The 18441-nt window shown below is 69.5% G+C and carries 17 protein-coding genes and 1 pseudogene; 10 read left to right on the forward strand and 8 right to left on the reverse strand.

The genetic code is table 11. The features are described from left to right. Positions 1-236 precede the first annotated feature (236 nt). From C693_RS0111380 to C693_RS0111395, 4 genes are all read left to right on the forward strand, one after another. Positions 237-1187: an alpha/beta hydrolase gene (locus C693_RS0111380; RefSeq protein ID WP_017462401.1), complete on the forward strand. Its 951-nt coding sequence runs from the start codon at positions 237-239 to the stop codon at positions 1185-1187. 174 nt (positions 1188-1361) lie between these two features. Beyond that, the gene (locus C693_RS0111385; protein WP_017462402.1) at positions 1362-1742 is read left to right on the forward strand and encodes a carboxypeptidase-like regulatory domain-containing protein; all 381 of its coding nucleotides are present in this window, start codon (positions 1362-1364) and stop codon (positions 1740-1742) included. A gap of 115 nt (positions 1743-1857) precedes the next feature. Then, entirely contained in the window at positions 1858-2370 is a 513-nt protein-coding gene (msrA, locus tag C693_RS0111390) for a peptide-methionine (S)-S-oxide reductase MsrA (protein WP_017462403.1), read from the forward strand. 106 nt (positions 2371-2476) lie between these two features. After that, the gene (locus C693_RS0111395; RefSeq protein WP_017462404.1) at positions 2477-2929 is read left to right on the forward strand and encodes a hypothetical protein; all 453 of its coding nucleotides are present in this window, start codon (positions 2477-2479) and stop codon (positions 2927-2929) included. A gap of 20 nt (positions 2930-2949) precedes the next feature. Here the strand turns inward: C693_RS0111395 and C693_RS0111400 are convergent, their stop codons facing one another. Further along, a complete protein-coding gene (locus C693_RS0111400; RefSeq protein ID WP_017462405.1) occupies positions 2950-3426 on the reverse strand; it encodes a YybH family protein in 477 nt (158 codons plus the stop codon). Between the two features lie 64 nt (positions 3427-3490). Continuing rightward, entirely contained in the window at positions 3491-3859 is a 369-nt protein-coding gene (locus C693_RS0111405; protein WP_017462406.1) for an ArsR/SmtB family transcription factor, read from the reverse strand. A 103-nt stretch (positions 3860-3962) separates the two neighbouring features. Here C693_RS0111405 and C693_RS21615 point away from each other — a divergent pair. Further along, positions 3963-4709, forward strand: a pseudogene (locus tag C693_RS21615) (glucose 1-dehydrogenase). A gap of 86 nt (positions 4710-4795) precedes the next feature. Here the strand turns inward: C693_RS21615 and C693_RS0111415 are convergent. Then, positions 4796-5680: an aldo/keto reductase family oxidoreductase gene (locus tag C693_RS0111415; RefSeq protein ID WP_026107358.1), complete on the reverse strand. Its 885-nt coding sequence runs from the start codon at positions 5678-5680 to the stop codon at positions 4796-4798. A 135-nt stretch (positions 5681-5815) separates the two neighbouring features. Between C693_RS0111415 and C693_RS0111420 the strand changes: the two genes are divergently transcribed. The 3 genes from C693_RS0111420 to C693_RS22660 all read left to right on the forward strand — a co-directional run bounded on the left by C693_RS0111420 (position 5816) and on the right by C693_RS22660 (position 9036). Beyond that, positions 5816-6727, forward strand: a complete 912-nt coding sequence (locus tag C693_RS0111420) for a LysR family transcriptional regulator (protein WP_198506867.1) — start codon at positions 5816-5818, stop codon at positions 6725-6727. 114 nt (positions 6728-6841) lie between these two features. Then, complete coding sequence (locus C693_RS0111425) at positions 6842-7717, forward strand: substrate-binding periplasmic protein (protein WP_017462411.1); 876 nt, start codon at positions 6842-6844, stop codon at positions 7715-7717. Between the two features lie 56 nt (positions 7718-7773). Continuing rightward, positions 7774-9036 (forward strand): sensor domain-containing diguanylate cyclase, encoded by a 1263-nt coding sequence (locus C693_RS22660; RefSeq protein ID WP_198506864.1) that lies wholly within the window; start codon positions 7774-7776, stop codon positions 9034-9036. A 45-nt stretch (positions 9037-9081) separates the two neighbouring features. On the opposite strand, the gene C693_RS0111435 is transcribed toward C693_RS22660, so the two are convergent. Together C693_RS0111435 and C693_RS0111440 are read right to left on the reverse strand one after the other, a co-directional pair. Continuing rightward, positions 9082-10155: a threonine aldolase family protein gene (locus tag C693_RS0111435; protein ID WP_017462413.1), complete on the reverse strand. Its 1074-nt coding sequence runs from the start codon at positions 10153-10155 to the stop codon at positions 9082-9084. A gap of 86 nt (positions 10156-10241) precedes the next feature. After that, on the reverse strand, positions 10242-11369 hold the full coding sequence (locus tag C693_RS0111440; protein ID WP_026107360.1) for a hypothetical protein: 1128 nt from the start codon (positions 11367-11369) through the stop codon (positions 10242-10244). A gap of 132 nt (positions 11370-11501) precedes the next feature. Here C693_RS0111440 and C693_RS0111445 point away from each other — a divergent pair, with 132 nt between their 5' ends. Together C693_RS0111445 and C693_RS0111450 are read left to right on the forward strand one after the other, a co-directional pair. Then, the gene (locus tag C693_RS0111445; RefSeq protein ID WP_017462415.1) at positions 11502-12083 is read left to right on the forward strand and encodes a TetR/AcrR family transcriptional regulator; all 582 of its coding nucleotides are present in this window, start codon (positions 11502-11504) and stop codon (positions 12081-12083) included. Then, a complete protein-coding gene (locus tag C693_RS0111450; RefSeq protein WP_017462416.1) occupies positions 12067-13488 on the forward strand; it encodes a nitrilase-related carbon-nitrogen hydrolase in 1422 nt (473 codons plus the stop codon). The genes C693_RS0111445 and C693_RS0111450 overlap by 17 nt, the downstream gene beginning before the upstream one ends. A gap of 1 nt (position 13489) precedes the next feature. Here the strand turns inward: C693_RS0111450 and C693_RS0111455 are convergent, their stop codons facing one another. The 3 genes from C693_RS0111455 to C693_RS21630 all read right to left on the reverse strand — a co-directional run bounded on the left by C693_RS0111455 (position 13490) and on the right by C693_RS21630 (position 18423). Further along, positions 13490-14080, reverse strand: a complete 591-nt coding sequence (locus C693_RS0111455; RefSeq protein WP_157798605.1) for a type II secretion system protein GspG — start codon at positions 14078-14080, stop codon at positions 13490-13492. 45 nt (positions 14081-14125) lie between these two features. Beyond that, positions 14126-16771 (reverse strand): DUF3857 domain-containing protein, encoded by a 2646-nt coding sequence (locus C693_RS21625; RefSeq protein ID WP_157798606.1) that lies wholly within the window; start codon positions 16769-16771, stop codon positions 14126-14128. A 77-nt stretch (positions 16772-16848) separates the two neighbouring features. Beyond that, the gene (locus C693_RS21630; RefSeq protein ID WP_017462419.1) at positions 16849-18423 is read right to left on the reverse strand and encodes an ankyrin repeat domain-containing protein; all 1575 of its coding nucleotides are present in this window, start codon (positions 18421-18423) and stop codon (positions 16849-16851) included. Positions 18424-18441: the final 18 nt, after the last annotated feature.

Raw genomic sequence — 18441 nt, forward strand, 5'->3', positions numbered from 1 at the left:
GCCCGGGCGGCGGCCCGCCTCGCCGTGGTGGCGACAGGCACATGCAGACAAGGCTGCCGTCACCGGCGCGACACCCTCGCCACCGGTCGACGATGGCCATGACGCCGGGCTGCCCTGGCCGCTGGACTGAGCGCGACACCCGGCCGGCTGCAAACGTATGCAGCCGGCCAGGCGCTTCCGGCGGTGCCGGCTTGCTGCTATCCGTGGCGCTTCGTACCTCGCCCGCCACCCGCCCGATGCCTACGTCGCCCGCCCGCCTGATCGCCCGCCTCGCCCTGCTGTTCGCCGTCGTCGCCGTGCCGGCGATGGCCGCCGGGGCGTCGCTGCCGCTGCCGCACGTGGCCAGCGGCCGTGTCGTGCGGATGCAGGAAAAGTCGCGCTTCGTGCCGCCGCACACGGTGGACGTGTGGCTGCCGCCGGGCTATCCGGCGCAGGCGCCGTACGCGGTGCTCTACATGTTCGACGGCCAGATGCTGTTCGACGCCACGCAGACCTGGAACCACCAGTCCTGGCGCGCCGCCGACACCGCCACCAAGCTGATCCGCGAGGGCCGCACGCGACCGTTCATCATCGTCGGCATCTGGAACGCCGGCGACCGGCGCGAGAGCGAGTACTACCCGCAGAAGGTCTGGCGCTCGCTCGCCCGCGTGCAGCGCGAACGCGCCCGCGCGATGGACCTGAAGCTGCCGACCGAACCCTATTCCGATGCCTACCTGCGGTTCCTGGTGAAGGAGCTGAAGCCACGCATCGACGAGCGCTTCCGCGTGGCTGGCGATGCGGCCGACACCGCAGTGATGGGCTCGAGCATGGGCGGCCTGATGGCGATGTATGCGATCAGCGAATACCCACGGGTGTTCGGTGCGGCCGGCTGCCTGTCCACGCACTGGCCAGGTACCGCGCTCAAACCGCGGGCGGGCAATCCGAGCCCGGACGCCTTCGTCGCCTACCTGCGGGCGCATGCCCCTGCGCCGGCCAGCCACCGCGTCTACTTCGACCACGGCACGGCCACGCTGGATGCGATGTACGCACCGACCCAGCAGCGGGTGGACTCACTGTTCCGCGCACGCGGCTACACCGAGGCGGACTTCCACAGCCTGGTGTTCCCCGGCGCCGCACACACCGAGGCCGCCTGGGCCGCGCGGCTGGATCGGCCGATGACGTTCCTGCTTCCGCCACGGGTGCACTGAACCGCGGCGCGATGGATCGCCCTGTCGGCGGACGGATGCTCCGCCGCCGCAGGACGGTGGCGCGGAGCAACTCCGGCAGGCACACTCAAGGCATCGGCATGATGCCTGGCGCGGCCAGCGTGCCAGCGATGAACACCACGGACCAATCCAACCACGACAGGGAGAGTCAGACCCATGATGTTCCGTCGCCTTGCGCGCCTTTGCGATAGCTCCAGCCGCCGGATCGCCCGTGCCGCCCTTGCCGCGGCGGTGGCGCTGCCGGCCACCGCCGCCATCGCGCAGTCCACCACTACCCATATCTTCGGCCAGGGCCCGGCCGGAGCGAAGGTCGACGCGCGCAGTGACACCGGCGCGCATCGCTCGACCACCATCCGCGACAACGGTCGCTACGATCTTCGTACATTGCCGATGGGCACCTACACGGTGACCCTGACCGCGGCAGGCGTGGTCACCGACACACGCAGGAACATCCCGCTGATGGTCGGGCGTGGCGCCGAAGTCGATTTCGCCTGCCCGCACGACCAGTGCAGCGCAAGCGCGCCGAAATCGCCCTGATCGGTCCCGGCCGGGGGCCGGAAGGCCGTCGGCCCCGATCACCGGTACGCTGGCGTTGATTCCCCGTTGTGCCGCCCCAGATCGGGAAGTCCCGCCCCATCGAGGAGTCGAACCCGTGACCGCATCCACCGAACGCGCCATCCTCGCCGGCGGCTGTTTCTGGGGCGTGCAGGAACTGATCCGCCAGCAACCCGGAGTCGTCGCCACGCGCGTAGGCTATTCCGGTGGCGACGTGGCGCACGCCACCTATCGCAACCACGGTACCCATGCCGAGGCGGTGGAGATCGTTTTCGACCCGGCAGCCACCAGCTATCGCGCGCTGCTGGAGTTCTTTTTCCAGATCCACGATCCGACCACGCGCGATCGCCAGGGCAACGACGTCGGCATGAGCTACCGCTCGGCGATCTACTACACCAGCCCGGAACAGAAGGCGGTCGCCGAGGACACCATCGCCGACGTCGAGGCGTCCGGCCTGTGGCCGGGCAAGGTGGTCACCGAGGTCGCCCCGGCCGGCGATTTCTGGGAAGCCGAGCCCGAGCACCAGGACTACCTGCAACGGTATCCGAACGGATACACCTGCCACTTCGTGCGGCCGGGCTGGAAGCTGCCCCGGCGCGACCGCGCCTGAGCAAGGATCGCCGGGGCGCTGTGCGCCGCGGCTCCGGCGGTGTCAAAATCCCGCGCCGCGCCCAGCGGTTGCGGGCAACCCCGACGCGCCAAAGGATCCAGGCACCGTGGAACTCGTATTCACCAAGGGAACCGGCAAGTACGACCGTATGGACGTGCTCAGGAACGGCGTGCCGACCGAGGCGATCGACTGCCCCAGGCAGCGGATCATTCCGCACGACATGGTCCACTACGCGGTGGAAAGCACCCTGCACCGACGGGGCTTCATCGGCCGGGTGCATGACGGCGAGGCGGCATCGTTCCAGATGCGGGGCGATGCGGAGAGCGACGGTGTCGAGCGGCTGGTGGAGGTCTTCCAGGCCGACGGCTGGTCCGGCTGGAATACCCCGCCCGCCGACATGCTGGATCTCTACCAGGTCACCTGCCGGGCCCGCGCGTGCGAGCCCCTGCCGGTACGGGTGGACGACGTGGACGCGATCCGAAGCTGCCTGCTCGACCTGACCGCGCGCTGGGAGCCCCTCGCCGCCGGCGAGTCGCTGACGTTGCGGTTCGAGCGGTAACCGTCACCGCGCCGTCGGACTCAGCTGGAGTGGTCCAGGATGATCTTCCAGCCATCCGGCGTCTTTTCCCACAGCAGCGAATAGACGCCGTCGTCCTGCGCGACGCTGCCGTGCGCCTTGCGATCGAGATGGAAGCGGCCGGTCACCGCGGCGTAACGCACCGCGCCGGACGCACCGGGCAACAGGCGGACATCCAGATCGGAAAAGGTGAGCTGCCCCATCTGCTCTCTCGTCGCGTAGTGCTCGCGGTAGCTGGCGAGGATTTCCCGATAGCCCTTGCGCACCGAGCTGCCGACGAAGGTGGTGTCCGGGGCGTCTTTGTAGCCGCGCATGAAGCCATCGACGTCGCCCCGGTTCCAGGCCGCCTGCTGGTCGGCCATGACCCGGCGGATCGCCGATGCGTCATCGCCCGGCGCGGTCGACGCAGCTGCGTGGGCCACAGCGGACATGCCGGCGAGCAACAGGATCACGACAACATGGCGAAACAGGCGGTGCATGGCGATTCCCCGTGGTGGCCAAGGCATCGATGCTAGCGCGTGCGCTGCGCCGTGTGCGTTTCGCTCAGCGGGCCGCGGTCCTGCGCCGGGCCGTCTTGGCGCGCTCGGCGGACTGCACCCGATGGGCGTTCATGATCGCGCCGATCAGCCCCGGGAAGCGCTGCTCGATCTCCGGGCAGCGCGAGGTGTTGCGCATCTCCACGCCATGGCGCTCGCTGCGGATCAGCCCGGCCTCGCGCAGCACGCGAAAATGCTGGGACAGGGTCGACTTGGGGATGTCGCGGTCGCGGATGGTCAGGAAGGTGGAACAGGTCTGGGGACAGCCGGCGTTGGCCAGCTCGGCGTAGATCGCCACCCGCACGGGATCGGACAGCGCATGGAGGATCGCCTCCACGCTGACGTCGTCGATCGAGGGGTGGGTCAGGGGTCGCATGGCGGCGATTCTAGCAGCCCTTGATTCTTTGTTCTTAAGTTCATAAGTTACGAACTACGGCATTTAAGAACCCATCCATCAACCCCACGCAAGGAATCCCGACATGAGCAAGCTCACCGGAAAAGTCGCCCTGGTCACCGGTGCCTCCAAGGGTATTGGTGCCGCCATTGCGCGCACCCTGGCCGCCGAAGGCGCCGCCGTCATCGTGAACTACGCCTCCAGCAAGGCCGGCGCCGACGCCGTGGTCGCCGACATCGCCAAGGCGGGCGGCAAGGCCGTCGCCGTACGCGGCGACGTGTCCAGCGCGGCCGATGCCCAGGCCCTGGCCGATGCCGCCGTCGAGCACTTCGGCCGGCTCGACATCCTCGTCAACAACTCCGGCGTCTACGAGTTCGGTGCGCTGGAGGAGATCACCGAGGAGCACTATCACAAGCAGTTCAACGTCAACGTGCTCGGTCTGCTGCTGGTGACCCAGGCTGCGGCGAAGCGGATGGGATAAGGCGGCAGCATCGTCAACGTCAGTTCGCTGGTCACCCGCATCGTGCCACCGGCCAGCGCCGTCTACAGCGGCACCAAGGGCGCGGTGGACGCGATCACCGGCGTGCTGTCGCAGGAGCTGGGCCCGCGCAGGATCCGCGTCAACGCGGTGAATCCCGGCGTGGTGTCGACCGAGGGTACGCAGTCGGCCGGCATCATCGGCTCGGAGTTCGAGACGGGCGCCGCGGCGAAGACTCCGCTGGGCCGTATCGGCCAGCCGCAGGACATCGCCTCGATCGTCGCGTTCCTGGCCTCCGACGATTCGTACTGGCTCAACGGCGAGATCCTGTTCGCCTCCGGCGGCATGCGTTGATGCATTGAGCGTCGTCGCGGGCACCTTGCCGTGGATGCCCGCACGGGAGACGGCCCGCCCCTCGCCGGGGCGGGCCGTTCCGCTTTTCAGTGCGCCGCCACGGCGGTGGCGCCGATCGCGGTGAGTTCGTCGATCACCGCCGCATCCAGCGACAGCGCGGCGGCCGCGAGGTTCTCGCGCAGGTGGCCCAGCGACGAGGTGCCGGGAATCAGCAGGATGTTCGGCGCGCGCGCCAACAACCATGCCAGTGCCACCTGCATCGGCGTGGCGCCCAGGCGGCGGGCGACGGACGACAGCGCGTCCGACTGCAACGGCGTGAAACCACCCAGCGGGAAGAACGGCACGTAGGCGATCCCCAGCGCAGCCAGTTCGTCGATCAGCGCATCGTCGGCGCGGTGAACCAGGTTGTAGTGGTTCTGCACGCAGACCACCTCGGCGATGCCACGCGCCTGATGCACCTGGTTCGACGTGGCGTTGCTCAGTCCCAGATGGCGGATCAGTCCGCGCTGCTGCAGCTCGGCCAGCGCCGTGAACTGCGGTTCGATCGAGCCCTCGGTGGGCGCGTGGACGTCGCCCATCACCCGCAGGTTGACCGCGTCCAGCACGTCCACGCCCAGGTTGCGCAGGTTGTCGTGCACGGCCGAGACGAGTTCTGCCGGACGCTGCGCCGGGTTCCACGAGGCATCCGCCCCGCGCACGGCGCCGACCTTGGTGACGATGGTGAGGTGGTCGACATACGGATGCAGCGCTTCGCGGATCAACCGGTTGGTGACGTGGGGGCCGTAGAAGTCGCTGGTGTCGATGTGGTCGACGCCGCTGGCCACCGCCTCGCGCAACACGGCGAGCGCGCCTGCGGGGTCTTTCGGGGGACCGAACACACCCGGCCCGGCCAGCTGCATGGCGCCGTAGCCCATGCGGGTGACGGGGCGATTCCCGAGAACGAAGGTTCCGGCGTGCGTGGCGAGACTCATGAGGGACTCCTGGGGATATCGCGGCGGGGTTGCCGCTGGGATCGACACTCTAGGCTCCAGGCACCGTGTCGATAATCCGGCACAATCGGCACGGGCCGTACGGATTTCAGGACAATGGATACCGAGCTGCGCGATCTGTTCGCTTTTCTCGCCGTGGTGCGTGCCGGCGGTTTCCGCGAGGGCGCGCGGGCCAGCGGCAGCTCGGCCTCGCGCCTGAGCGACAGCGTGCGGCGGCTGGAGTCGCGCATGGGCGTCAGGCTGCTCCATCGCACGACCCGCAGCGTCGTGCCGACCGAGGCGGGCGCGCGGTTGGCCGAGCGGCTGGTCCCGGCACTGGGCGAGGTCGAGGCCGCGCTGGACGTGGTCAACCACTACCGCAACCGCCCCGCCGGCACGCTGCGACTGAACGTCCCGGCCACGGTGGCGCGGCTGGTGCTGCCGTCCATCGTGACGCCGTTCCTGCAGACCTACCCGGAGATCCGGCTGGAAGTGATCGTCGAGGACGGCTTCGTCGACCTGGTCGCCGCCGGCTGCGATGCCGGCGTGCGCTACGACGAGCGGCTGGAAAAGGACATGGTGGCGATCCCGATCGGCCCGCGCACCCAGCGCATGGCCACCGCCGCGGCGCCCGCCTACCTCGACCGGCGCGGCCGGCCGGAGCACCCGCGCGACCTGCTCGGGCACACCTGCATCCGCGGCCAGTTCGCCAGCGGGCACATCCCCACCTGGGAGTTCGAGCGCGACGGCGAGATCGTGCGCGTCGACCCGGATGGTCCGCTGCTGGTACGGCTGGGTGCCGCCGCCGACCTGGCCCTGCGCACGGCGATCGACGGGCTGGGCGTCATCCACCTGTTCGAGGCATGGCTGCAGCCGCATCTGGAGCGCGGCGAGCTCGAACCGGTGCTGCAGCCCTGGTGGCAGACTTTCAGCGGTCCGTATCTCTACTATCCCGGCCGCCGACACCTGCCCGCGCCGCTGCGGGCATTCGTGGATTTCGTGAAGGATCGTGGCGTCGCCTCGACCGTAACCCGATCCGGACCGGGCTGAAGCGTGCCCCGTCGAGCGTGCTAGTCTGCGGCGTGTGAAAAGCCTCGCGCATCGACCGGTGAGCCTGGGCCACGCGGAGATCGCCAAGGCTTGATTACCGGGAGATCCAGCGGTTTGAGTTTCGCACGCCACCTCTGCGCTGCTGCCCTGATCTCCCTGGCCCTGGTCGCCGTCACGGCCCGTGCGGCGACACCGCTGCGAGTGATCTATCCGGTTCCTGGGACCGCGAACGATCCACGTGAGAGCTATCCCCTGAAGGTGCTGCACCTGGCGCTCGAGCGCAGCGGCGAGCCCTACATGCTGAAGTCAGCCGACGTGCCGACGCAGCAGGCCCGCAGCCTGCGGCTGCTGGAGGAAGGCGAGGGACTGGACATCGTCTGGTCGGTTACCAGCCGCGAGCGCGAACACAGGCTCCTGCCGATCCGTATCCCCATCGACCGCGGCCTGTTCGGCTGGCGTGTGCTGCTGATCCGCCCCAGCGAACAAGCCCGCATGGACGGCATCCGCTCAGTGGCCGGACTGGCAAGGTTGTGGGGCGGCCAGGGCCACGACTGGCCGGATCTCGCCGTGCTCCAGGCAAATGGGCTCCGGGTCGTCGCGAGTCCCACCTATGAGGGCCTTTTCGCCATGCTGCGCCTGGGGCGGATCGACTATTTCCCCCGCGCGATTTCCGAGGCGCAGCCGGAGCTGGCGCAGCAGAATGGGCGGCAACTGACGATCGAAAAGCACCTACTGCTGCACTACCCGTCGGCCCAGTATTTCTTCGTCAATCCACGCAACCATGCGCTGGCAGAGGCGTTGACCCGGGGCCTGGAACGTGCCATCGCCGACGGCAGCATGCGCCGACTTTTCGAGAGCACCTACGGATCGCTCACCCGCGATCTCGGACTGAGCGGCCGCGTACGCCTCGAGCTTGCCAATCCGGATTTCCCCGCCGATGCTCCACTGGACCGTCCCGAACTGTGGTTCAGCCCCTCGGAGGCCAAGTGAAGAATCCGATCCCGAGGGTCCGGTCGATCAGCTTCAGGCTCGCGATGGCGACGCTGATGATCAGCCTGCTCGTGTCGGTACTGGTCTCGGGCGTGCAACTGCTGCTGGTTTATCGACAGCAGGTCTTCAACGCCGAGCAGCAACTGGACGATATCGGGAGCGGTATCGTACCCAGCCTGTCAGCCAGTCTCTGGCTGGTCGATTCGGATCGTGTCGACCTGCTGCTGGACGGGCTGATCAAATATCCCGGCGTGGTCTATGTCGAGCTGGATTCGGAGGGGCGGCGAGAGACCCGGGGCAAGCCGATCGCCACGCCGGCGTTGCAACGCACCTACCCACTGTCTTACGAGCAGACGGGTCGCTTCCCGCTTGGAAGGCTCTACATCGCCGTGGACAAGGGCTTCATCATCACGCGCCTGTGGAATGAGTCGCTGCGCGTCGCGCTTTCCACGTTGGCCGGTCTGGGCACCGCCTCGCTGATGCTGTTGCTGCTGTTTCGGGGTTGGGTCACCCGGCACCTCGAGCACATGGCCAGCTATGCCAGAAACATCGGCATTGACCAGTTGGAAAAGCAGCTGACGCTGGAGCGACCGCCTCGGCGGTGGCCGGATGAGATCGACCAGATGGCCGCGGCGTTCAACCAGTTGCGCGAACGGATCGTCGAGGACATGGCCAAGCGTGATCGCCAGGAGCATGAGCTTCAGGCCTACCGCGACCATCTCGAGTCACTGGTGCGCCTGCGCACCATGACCCTGCAGGAGCAGGCGATCCAGCTGGAGAGCCAGAAACTGGAGCTGCAGCGGCTGGCGCATACCGACAGCCTTACCGGACTCAGCAACCGCCGTGACTTCCTCGAACACCTGGAGAACGCGATCCGGTGCAGCCGCGAGGAAGACCCGCCGCTGTGCGTGCTGATGCTGGACATCGACCATTTCAAGGCCATCAACGACGATCACGGCCACGCCGTCGGCGACCGGGCGCTGGTCGCCCTTGCCGACACCTGCCGACAGCAACTGCGTGACGGCGACAACATTGGCCGGCTTGGCGGAGAGGAGTTCGGCATCGTCCTGCCGCAGACCCGGATCGACAGCGCCGAGCCGGTGGCCGACCGTCTGCGCGAGGCGCTCTCGGGCGTGCGCGTTCCAGACGCCAACGGCGGCACCCTGGGCTTCACCGTATCGATCGGCCTGGCGCAACGCTCGGGCCCATGGGAGAGCGCTTCGGAACTGCTGCTGCGCGCCGACCGCGCGCTTTACCAGGCCAAACGCGAAGGCCGGAATCGCGTGATCGTCGCCCCCCTCGCCCATCCTCACGATTGATGCGCTGAACCGGCCGCACGGCACCACTGCTCGCTGCGGCACGCCTCACCCGTTCGCGGCGAAGCGCCCGATGGCCTGCGCGGCCCGCTCCACGTCCCACTGGTCGCTGGTCGGCCCGATCTGGACTTCCGCCATCGTCCAGCCGTCCAGCGGCGCGTCGGCGAACCCGTCGAACAGCCACCATTCACCGGCGGCGGCCATCTCTCGATGATGCGCGGCAAGGACGTCCGGCCGGCCCGGCAGCCATACCTGGAAGGCGTTGGTGTGCGGGCGCGCCGGATGCACCCGCACCTGCGGCACGGCCACCAGCGCGGCGGCCAGGGCGCGGGCCCGCTCGACGAATTCGCCCATGCGCGGCGCCAGCCGGTCCAGTCCGTCGAGCGCGCTGATCGCGTAGGGCCAGGCGGTGACAAGGTTGCCGCCGTAGCGGCTCTTCCACGGCGCCAGCGCGGCGATGAACGCCTCGCTGCCGGCCACCAGCGCGCCACCCAGTCCACCCAGTCCCTTGTAGTAGGAGACGTAGACGCTATCGGCCAGCGCCGCCAGTTCGGCCTCGGCCACACCATAGCCGGCCGCCGCCTCCCACAGGCGCGCGCCGTCGAAGTGCAGCGGGATCGCACGCCCGCGACACCACGCCGAGATCGCGCGCAGCTCGTCCAGCGGCGGCAGCAGGAAGCCGGCCCGTCGCAACGGCAGCTCCACCACCACCGCCGCCAGCGGTTCGGTCACCGCCTGCAGCGCGTCCAGCGAAAACGGCCGGTGGCGACCCAGCCGGATCGCGTTCAGGCCTGCCGCCCGCTCCAGTGCGCCGGCCTCGTCCATGTCCATGTGGCCCATGGGATGAATCGCCACGTTGCGGCAGCCGCGCGCGTCGGCGTAGGCCTGCAGCACGCACAGCTGGGCGGTGACGCCCTTGATGAAAAAGCGCCCGGCCGGCTTGCCCAGCCGTACCGCAGTCACCTGCTCCAGCGTCGCCACGGCACCGCCGGCGCCATATTCGTCCACCGCATCGCGTGCCGCCGGATGCGCCGCCAGGCGGGTCATCGTCTCGGCCACGGGTGGCGCGGGCGGGCGGGACAGGAAAAGCCGGCAGGCCTGCTTGAGGGTGTGGTCGGTCATGGGGCGACAGCTCGATCGGAAACAGCCGTGCATTGTGCCCCGGCACAGGCACGAGGACGCGGGCCGTTCGGCATGGCAGGTCCGGACTAGTGCCGCAGCAGCGACAACACGACCTCCAGCACGATCAACAGCACGATGGCGATCTCCAGCCACTCCGAACGCCGGCTCGAGGCCTCCTCGTACAGCGCGGCGTAGGTGTCGCGGATGATCGCCAGCTTGCGGTCGACCGACGCGCTGAGCGCAGGCACGCGGAACAGGCCGAGTGCAGCGCTGTAGACGCGCGCCAGGTAGACGTCCTCGGTCACCTGCAGCGCGTTGTCGACCTTTTCGGTGAGCTCGGTCGCCTCGGCCACGAGCATGTACAGCCCGCGCGCGAGATGCGCGAAGCGCCGCGCCGCCAGCAGCGACCCGGTACCGCGCGCCTCCTGCACGCGGGCGTACATGCGCGGCAGCTCGTTGTCGAGCAGCGTGTCGTAGTAGCGGAACTCGACCAACTGCGCGTTTGCCACCTCGATCACGTCGGCCACGTCGGAGTCGCCGCGCGGTTCGTAGACGAAGGCGCGATCCCAGGTGAGCAGCACCAGGTCGTCCGCATAGTAGGAATAGCCGTGCGCCAGCAATTCCCGGCGGGCGCCCTCGGACAGCGGACGCGACTCGCCCGACAGCAGCGCGGCCAGGTCGACCCGCTCGCGCAGCGTGGCTGCATCCAGCGGCGTGTCGAAGGCCTGCACCACGCCGAGCAGGTAGTCCTCCTGCAACGAGGCGTCGATGGCCGGCCGGTCCAGCGCCGGAGCGACCGCCTCGACCACGCGCTGGCGCAGCGTGGTCCACAGTGCATCCGGTGCCGAAGGGCCGACCGCCCGGTCCAGCGCATTGAAGCGGGCGGCGAAGGCCGCCCACGGGGCGTCGGCCACCGCGACATGCACAGCGAAGGCCGCCACGCCGAAGTCGTACAGCCGCACGCGGACGCGGGCGGTCACCTGGAGGCCATCCAGCTCCAGGCTCAGCGGCTCGAGCGGCAGCTCCAGCGGCGGCACGTCGAACGCCACCGCCTTGGCCGGTGCCGTGATCAGGCGGCTGCGCCGTCCCTCCGCACCGGCACGGGCCAGCCAGGCCGCCTCGGCCCGGCTCAGGTCGATCGCATACGCGATGTCGAACAGCCGCAGCGCCACCAGCTCGCCGGCCCGCACCGTCACGGAAGATTCCTGCGTCATCACGCCGTCTCCGACCAAGCTTCAGAGCCAAGTGTAGGTGGACGCTCGCGAAAGCCGCCTGACCGTCGTCAGCCCGGACCGATCCCCGGGTGGCCCTTGCTGCCGCGGCACGACAATGTATACATTGTATACATGACCCGCCGAAATACCGCCCAGGCCATCCTCCTGGCCGCCCACGAACTGTTCGACCGGGAGGGCCCGACGGCCGTCACCATGCGCCGCGTGGCCGAAGCGGTCGGCATCACGCCCATGGCCCTGTACCGGCATTTCCCGAATCGCGACGCCCTGCTCAAGCGGATCTCCGACGACAGCTTCCAGACGGCGGCAAGCACCTGGCGCAGCCATCGCCGCCGCCGCGACCCGGTCGCCAGGCTGCTGGCAACCCAGGAGGACTACCTCGACTACGCGCTGCAGCACCCGCATCTGTTCGACCACGCGTTCTCGGTGCAGCGCGACGATGCACGACGCTTTCCCGAAGACTTCCGTGCCCGTCGCTCGCCGACCCTCAACGTGGTGGCGGACCTGCTGGCCGAAGGCATGCGCGACGGCGTGTGGCGCGATGACGATCCCTGGGACGTGGCGATGACGCTGTGGGCGCATGCGCACGGCCTGATCGCGCTGTACCGGGCGGGCCGCTTCAGCTACGACGCGACCCGGTTCCGCACCTTCTACCTCGCATCGATCCGGAGACTGCTCGATGGCCTCAAGGCCTGATTCCCGCAAAGCCGCCACGATCGTCATCGCCACCGCGACAGCGGCCCTGCTGTGGTGGTTCGGCAGTGGCCTGCACCCGCTGTGGTGGCTGACCTGGCTGGCGCCCCTGCCGCTGCTCTGGCTCGCACCGCGCACCGGGCGCTGGCGTGCCGCCCTGGCGGCGCTGGTCGCGTTTGCCGTCGGCGGACTCAACCAGTGGCGCTATCTGCATGGCTACATCGGCCTGCCGTTGCCGGTGGTGGTCTACGTCATCGTGCTGCCGGGGCTGCTGTTCGCCCTCGTGCTTCTGCTGCACCGGCGACTGCTGCTGCGCGGCCTGCCGCTGGCCGCCGCGCTCGCCGTGCCGGTTGCCTGGACGGCGGTGGAATACCTCAACAGCCTGCTGTCGCCGCACGGCACGTTCGGCGCGATCGGCTATGCCCAGATGAACGCGCTGCCGGTGATCCAGGTAGCGGCGCTGGCGGGCGTGTGGGGCATCGGCTTCCTCGTGCTGCTGCTGCCGGCCACGCTGGCGGTGCTGGCTTCGGATGTCCCGCGCCGCGGGCGCCTGCAGGCGGCGATGCTGTGCGCCGCCATCCTGCTGCCCGCGCTCGGTTACGGCGCGTACCGGCTGCAGGCGCCGGCCAACGCATCCTTGCGGATCGGACTGGCCTCGCTGGAGACACCGATCCGGCCACCGCTGGACAGCCCCCAGGGGCAGGACCTGCTCGCCCGCTACCAGGCCGTGATCGCCCGACTGGCCGGACAAGGCGCACGGACGATCGTGATCCCGGAGACTTCGTTCGCCACCGCCGACGCCGGCATCCCGGCATTCGCGCAACTGGCCCGGCAGTATCGGCTTCAGCTCGACGTGGGCGTGGAATACCAGGGCGAGGCCGGCGGCGAGCGCAACATGGCCATGGTGTTCCAGCCGGACAATGCCTCCCCGGCCACCTACAGCAAGCACCACCTGATTCCCGGCTTCGAAGCCCGCTATCGCCCGGGCAGCACCTATCGGATGCTCGATGGTTCGCCGCGCATCGGTCTGGCGATCTGCAAGGACATGGATTTCCATGACATCGGCCAGGCCTATGCCGCGCGTGGTGCGCAACTGCTGCTGGTGCCGGCATGGGACTTCAGCGTCGACGGCTGGTTGCACGGGCGCATGGCGATCCTGCGCGGCGTGGAGGGCGGCTTCGCGGTGGCCCGTGCCGCCCGTTCGGGCCGGCTCACGCTCAGCGACGATCGCGGCCGCGTCGTCGCCGAGGCATCCAGCGAGCATCACGACGCCGAACTGGTCGGCGACCTGCCCCTGCGCCATACGCGCACCCCCTATAGCCGCTGCGGCGACCTGTTCGCCTGGCTGAACCTGGCGGGCCTGCTCGCGCTGCTCTGGCGGGCGCTGCGGCCTGTCCGCGGCGCCTGAGTCACCGTGGCCGGGGCGGATCGGGCAGCAGGCCGATCCTTGACCCGCCGGCCGGCGCCACGGTCGGCACGATATCGTCCGCGGTAAACGGTTCGCCGTCCGGCCCCAGCCCGCGCAGGTAGTAGTGCCCGTCGCCGACGCGGCGGTAGAAGAACGCACGCGGCGACACGGTCGAGGGATCCATGATCATCACCGGATTCAGCCCGCCGCCCTCACCCCGCAAGGCATCCAGGCCTTCCGGATAGCGGCCATGCTGCAGCCGGTAGAACTCGATCCGGGGCACCAGGTCGTTCAGCTGCTCCTGCGCCAACCGCGCGCGCAGATGATCGTAGACCCCGCCGCGCTGCACGAAACCGAAATAGAACAGTCCGCCATACAGCAACACGCTGAACGCGATCCCCGCCGCGCCGGTCCACGCCACCCGGCGTCCGCCCGGACGGCGGGTGGCCAGCCCGACCACGATGGCCGCAAGGCCCATCGGCACGCCCAGCAAGGGGATGAACGAGGCGCCGGCCAGCACGTACCAACCTCCGGCCAGTGGTGCCGATGGCCGTGATGGCAGCGGCGGTGGCGTCCCGTGATCAGGAGGCATGGGCGACTCCGGCAGAGGTCTGTCTCGCGAGCGGGTCGGAGCCACTCACCCTGCCGCCGCCGGGTCGGCCATCACCGGCAGCTCGGGAGGTTCCACCGTACGGTGGCGAACGACGAAGGTTGCCTTCACGCGCCGCGAGCGGACCAGGTAGGCACTCCACAAACCCACGCCGATCACCGCGCGCACGATCGTGGTGATGTCCTTCCCGGTCGCCCGCAGCGTCGGCATCTGGGCGGACAGCGCCAGGTCCACGCACTGCAGCAGGACACCCGACATCAGCACCAGCATGGCGACCCGGGGGAAGCTGCTTCGCCGCTTCAGGAACAGCGCCAGTACCAGCAGCGTGAACACCCATCCACCGAGATTGCCCGCCAGTTCGAACAGCAGCAGCGGCGCCCACAGCGCGTTGTACGTGGGAGCGCCGAAGGTGGTCAGCGCCGTCCAGCGCTCGATCGCCAGCGCGCCGCCCATATGCCACAACGCCGCGGTGGCCATCACCAGGCGGAACCCGAGTACCAGCCCCAGCACCACCAGCCAGCCGGCAAAGCCGGCCAGGCGATGCTCGCTCGCCGGTGCCGGTTCGGGGTCGTAGCGATACACCCGCGCCGCCAGCCAGGCCCAGCCGGCAACCATGCCGACGGCCAGCAGGGCCATCAGCCAGTTCATGTGGTCGATCCACGAGCCGCGCGCAGCGCCGGGCTGGAGCGCCGGATTCCACCAGAAGCGGAACGCCAGCACCTTGCGCGCACGCGCCAGGTCATCGAGGTAACGCGGCATCTGCGCGGCCGGCACCTCGTCCGTCAGCGACTGGAAGTGATCGGTGATCAGCAGCCGCAGCCCGTCGCGGCGGATCGAGCGCTCGAAGCGGAACGCCGGGTCGTCAACCCGGGTGGTCATGGTCTTCACCGGCCACGCATTGGGCAGCAGCACCTCGGTCTGCTGGCTGAGGTCCAGCGGATAGGAGACCTGCAGGGGAGCCGTGCGGATCGGCGTGTCGGGCGCGTTCATCGCCCGTGCGAGCTCGGGAAAATGCAGCAGGGCCACGCGTCCCCTGCCGTCATCGGCCGGTGCGGACATCGCGTGGATCACGTAGTGCTCGTCGAGGGTCACGCGGTTGGCCGTGGGGTCGTCGCGCAACGCCAACGCCCCCGCCTCCCCGATGTGCGGGTAGTAGCCGGCGTAGAAGTTCAGGAAATTCTTCTGCAGCTCGGCCCGACTGTTGCTCGCGAAGGCGTTGCGCAAGGCCTCGCCGACCTCACCGCTGGCCACCGTCTGCATGGTGAAGGGCACCGGCGCGTCGAAGCCGTGGCTGGCGTCGTAGGTGGCATGCAGCTCGCGCCGGGAGGCGTCCGGCGCCGCCCGCTTCATCGCGGTGAGCGCCCGCCCGCCGGGGGCGACCACCAGGGCCAGGTCGAAGTGATCCTGCGACAGGTGGGCCAGGTCGGCCATCTGGGTGTTGCGGGTCGGATCGATCCACCAGTCCCTGCCGTCGACGCGTGCCAGCACCAGCACGTGGTCGAACACGCCGGGACTGGGCAACTGCTCCGCCACGCTCCGCCGCAGGTCGGTGTTGACCAGGGCGGGCCAGGCATCGATGCCCAGGTGACGCAGCAGCGTCACGGTCAGCAGGGTCTTGTCCTTGCAGTCGCCGAAACGGCGCGCGTACACCTGCGCCGGCGGATTGGGCGCGTGCGAGTTCGGACCGATCTCCACGCCGAGGTAGCGCACCTCGCCCTGCACCAGCCGCAAGGCGGCGAGCATGCGCCCGGCCGGCGTCGACTCGGTGCGGGCGATGCGATCGACCTGCGCCTGCAGCGCGGCGTCGAGCGTATCCGGCGTGCGATACAAAGGCAGCGCCCAGTCCACCACCTGTCCCCAGTCGTCGAACTGGCTCCATGACACCTGGGCGAACGGGGAATACCACGCCGGTGCGCCGGCCTCGACGGTCAGCACCGGCGGATCGAGCGCGTCCCAGGTGTAGTCGCGCAGGCCATCGCGCACCGTCACGCGCGGCTTCATCGCGGTGTGCCGGCTCGCCAGTTTCAGCGATGCACCGACCGGCACCAGCAGGCGCGCGTGGACGCGGGCCACGGGCAGGCCGAACTGCAGTTCGTAGGTGCCGAAGTCGCGCCCGCCGAACACGGGATTGCGACCGCTCATGACGTAGGAGTAGTCGACCACGTCGCCGGGACGGACGTCGTCGAGAAAGATCGCCAGCGTGCGCGTACCGTCGTAGATGCGCTCCTCCAGCCCCGCCTCGCGCTGGATCACCCGCATCTTCGCCGTATGCAGCTGGGAGATCGCCCGGCCATGGCGGATCACCTCCAGCGAATGCAGCACCAGCTTCTGGTACGACGGATCGAACGGGATCTGGATGTTGGCGATCGCCTCCACCCCGTGCGCATCGAGCGCCTCGCTGACCACCCGGTGATAGCGCTCACGATCCTGCCGGTCGGCCAGGATCTGCGTATCGGTGAGCAGGAAGGCCACGCCATCGCTGCCCTGCCCCAACTTCGCCGCATCGGCCTTGCCCGGAGCGACCGGCACCACCCATCCGGGCAGCGGGCCGATCGTGTAGTCCGCGGCGCGGCCGATCATCGGCAGGCAGGCCGCCAGCACCAGCAACCACCGCGCGAGCTTGTGGCCCGCTGCGCCTGCGCCCCGTCCGGAGCGCACGTCTTCCCTATTCAATGCCCTGCTCCTGGTCCCCCAACCGTCCGGCCGATGCTACCCGGATTCGCACCGGCCGGAACGCCCCCGCGGCACCGTTACCGGCGCATCCGCTGCCACTGGTCGAGAATCTCCACAATGGCATCGCCCGGCTGCTCGTCCGACTGCCAGTCCACCGGCGAACCGGCGTCGAGCAGCAGCCGCCCGACCGCAAGATGCCCACCGTCATGCCCCTCGGCCATGCGGCTGCCCTCCGCTGCCCAGACCAGCGGCTGGGCGTGGAATTCGCGGTCGCGCACCGCGGTCGAGGCCCCATGGGCGAGCAGGGTGCGCGTGGCATCGGGCTGTCCGCGCATCGCCGCGCAGTGCAGCGCGGTCTTGCCGATCTCCTCGTCGCCATGATCGACGTCCAGGCCGCACGCCAGCAAGGCTTCGATCGCCGCGACGTGCCCCTCCTCGGCAGCCCGGTAGAGCGCGGCGTAGTGATCGGCACGGATCGCTCCGCGCAGCGCCGGATCTTCCGCGAGCATGGCATCGACGCTGGCCCGGTCGCCGCGGGCTGCGCTGGCCACCAGCCGATCCACCGGCGCCAGCGCGTCGCCGGCCCCGTGTGCGGCAAGCCAGTCGGCCACCGCGTCGTTGCCGTTCAATGCAGCGATCGCGTAAGGCGTGCGGCCATCGGCGCGACGGCGCGTGAGGTCCGCACCATGCGCCGCCAGCAACGCGACCAGCGCGGTATCGCCGCGGCGTGCCGCCACATGCAGCGGGCTCTCGCCATTGGCCGCGAACACCGGGTCGGCATCGGCACCGTGTTCGAGCAGCCAGCGCACGCCGTCGATGGCGTTCGACCACTGCAGGATCGCGTACAGCGTCGCCGAGCCATCGGTGGCCCAGGGCTGGTTGGCCGAGGCGCCATGCGCATGCAGGAAGTCCAGCCTGGCGAGGTCGCCGCCGCTGGCGAGGATGGGCAGGGTGACACCGTCGTTCGGATCGGCCCCGGCGGCAAGCAGCACCTCGGCCAGCGCCAGCGAGTCGGTCACCAGCATCGCGCCCCACAGCACGGCCCGGTGGACGCCGTGGTGCATCCAGGGAAAACGCAGCCGGGCGTCGGCACCCATCGCCAGCAGCTGCCGGGCGATGGCGACCAGCCCGGCGGTATCGGCCAGTCCGCTGCGACCCAGCGAGGCATGGCAGACGTAGTGCAGGGGCTGCCAGCCGCGCGGGCCACCGGCCTGCGTGGCGAGCTCCGGCTGCTCCGCAAGGCGCGCCAGCACCCGCGGCGCATCGCCCATGACGAGCGCGGCATGAAAGCTCGCCGCGGGCAGTTGCCGGTGGCGTTCCAGCAGTCGCCGCGCGCGATCGGTGCGCCCGTCGGTAGCGGCCTCGACGAAGGCCGCGGGAATGTCATCGTGGCGCAGGCCCGCTTCCTCCACGTGTTCAGCCAGGGCCTTCCACGAAGGGAAGCCGTGCTCGCGCGCGAGCACCGATTGCGCGTCGTGCAGGGCGAGGGGTTCGTTGCGCAGGGCGTCGTCGGGCCAGCCGGCGTAGGCGGGCAGCTGCCGGAAACGCGCCAGGGCCGCGACATCGCCGCCGCCGGCGGCGCGCTTCAATTCCTTCGCCTGACGCTTGAGCTGGCCGATGTCGGGATGTTGCAGAAGGGTGCGGTGGGGCATTGCGGAATCCTCCATGCA

Origin of the sequence: Dyella ginsengisoli LA-4 (assembly GCF_000334915.1) — a bacterium.
Taxonomy (GTDB): Bacteria; Pseudomonadota; Gammaproteobacteria; order Xanthomonadales; family Rhodanobacteraceae; genus Dyella_A; species Dyella_A ginsengisoli_A.

What these genes read in the sequence shown, in the direction of transcription:
- C693_RS0111380 (WP_017462401.1), top strand. Translation starts at nt 237, where the DNA reads ATGCCTACGTCGCCCGCCCGCCTGATCGCCCGCCTCGCCCTGCTGTTC.
- C693_RS0111385 (WP_017462402.1), top strand. Translation starts at nt 1,362, where the DNA reads ATGATGTTCCGTCGCCTTGCGCGCCTTTGCGATAGCTCCAGCCGCCGG.
- C693_RS0111400 (WP_017462405.1), bottom strand. Translation starts at nt 3,426, where the DNA reads ATGCACCGCCTGTTTCGCCATGTTGTCGTGATCCTGTTGCTCGCCGGC.
- C693_RS0111405 (WP_017462406.1), bottom strand. Translation starts at nt 3,859, where the DNA reads ATGCGACCCCTGACCCACCCCTCGATCGACGACGTCAGCGTGGAGGCG.
- C693_RS0111415 (WP_026107358.1), bottom strand. Translation starts at nt 5,680, where the DNA reads ATGAGTCTCGCCACGCACGCCGGAACCTTCGTTCTCGGGAATCGCCCC.
- C693_RS22660 (WP_198506864.1), top strand. Translation starts at nt 7,774, where the DNA reads ATGATCAGCCTGCTCGTGTCGGTACTGGTCTCGGGCGTGCAACTGCTG.
- C693_RS0111435 (WP_017462413.1), bottom strand. Translation starts at nt 10,155, where the DNA reads ATGACCGACCACACCCTCAAGCAGGCCTGCCGGCTTTTCCTGTCCCGC.
- C693_RS0111440 (WP_026107360.1), bottom strand. Translation starts at nt 11,369, where the DNA reads ATGACGCAGGAATCTTCCGTGACGGTGCGGGCCGGCGAGCTGGTGGCG.
- C693_RS0111445 (WP_017462415.1), top strand. Translation starts at nt 11,502, where the DNA reads ATGACCCGCCGAAATACCGCCCAGGCCATCCTCCTGGCCGCCCACGAA.
- C693_RS0111450 (WP_017462416.1), top strand. Translation starts at nt 12,067, where the DNA reads ATGGCCTCAAGGCCTGATTCCCGCAAAGCCGCCACGATCGTCATCGCC.
- C693_RS0111455 (WP_157798605.1), bottom strand. Translation starts at nt 14,080, where the DNA reads ATGCCTCCTGATCACGGGACGCCACCGCCGCTGCCATCACGGCCATCG.
- C693_RS21630 (WP_017462419.1), bottom strand. Translation starts at nt 18,423, where the DNA reads ATGCCCCACCGCACCCTTCTGCAACATCCCGACATCGGCCAGCTCAAG.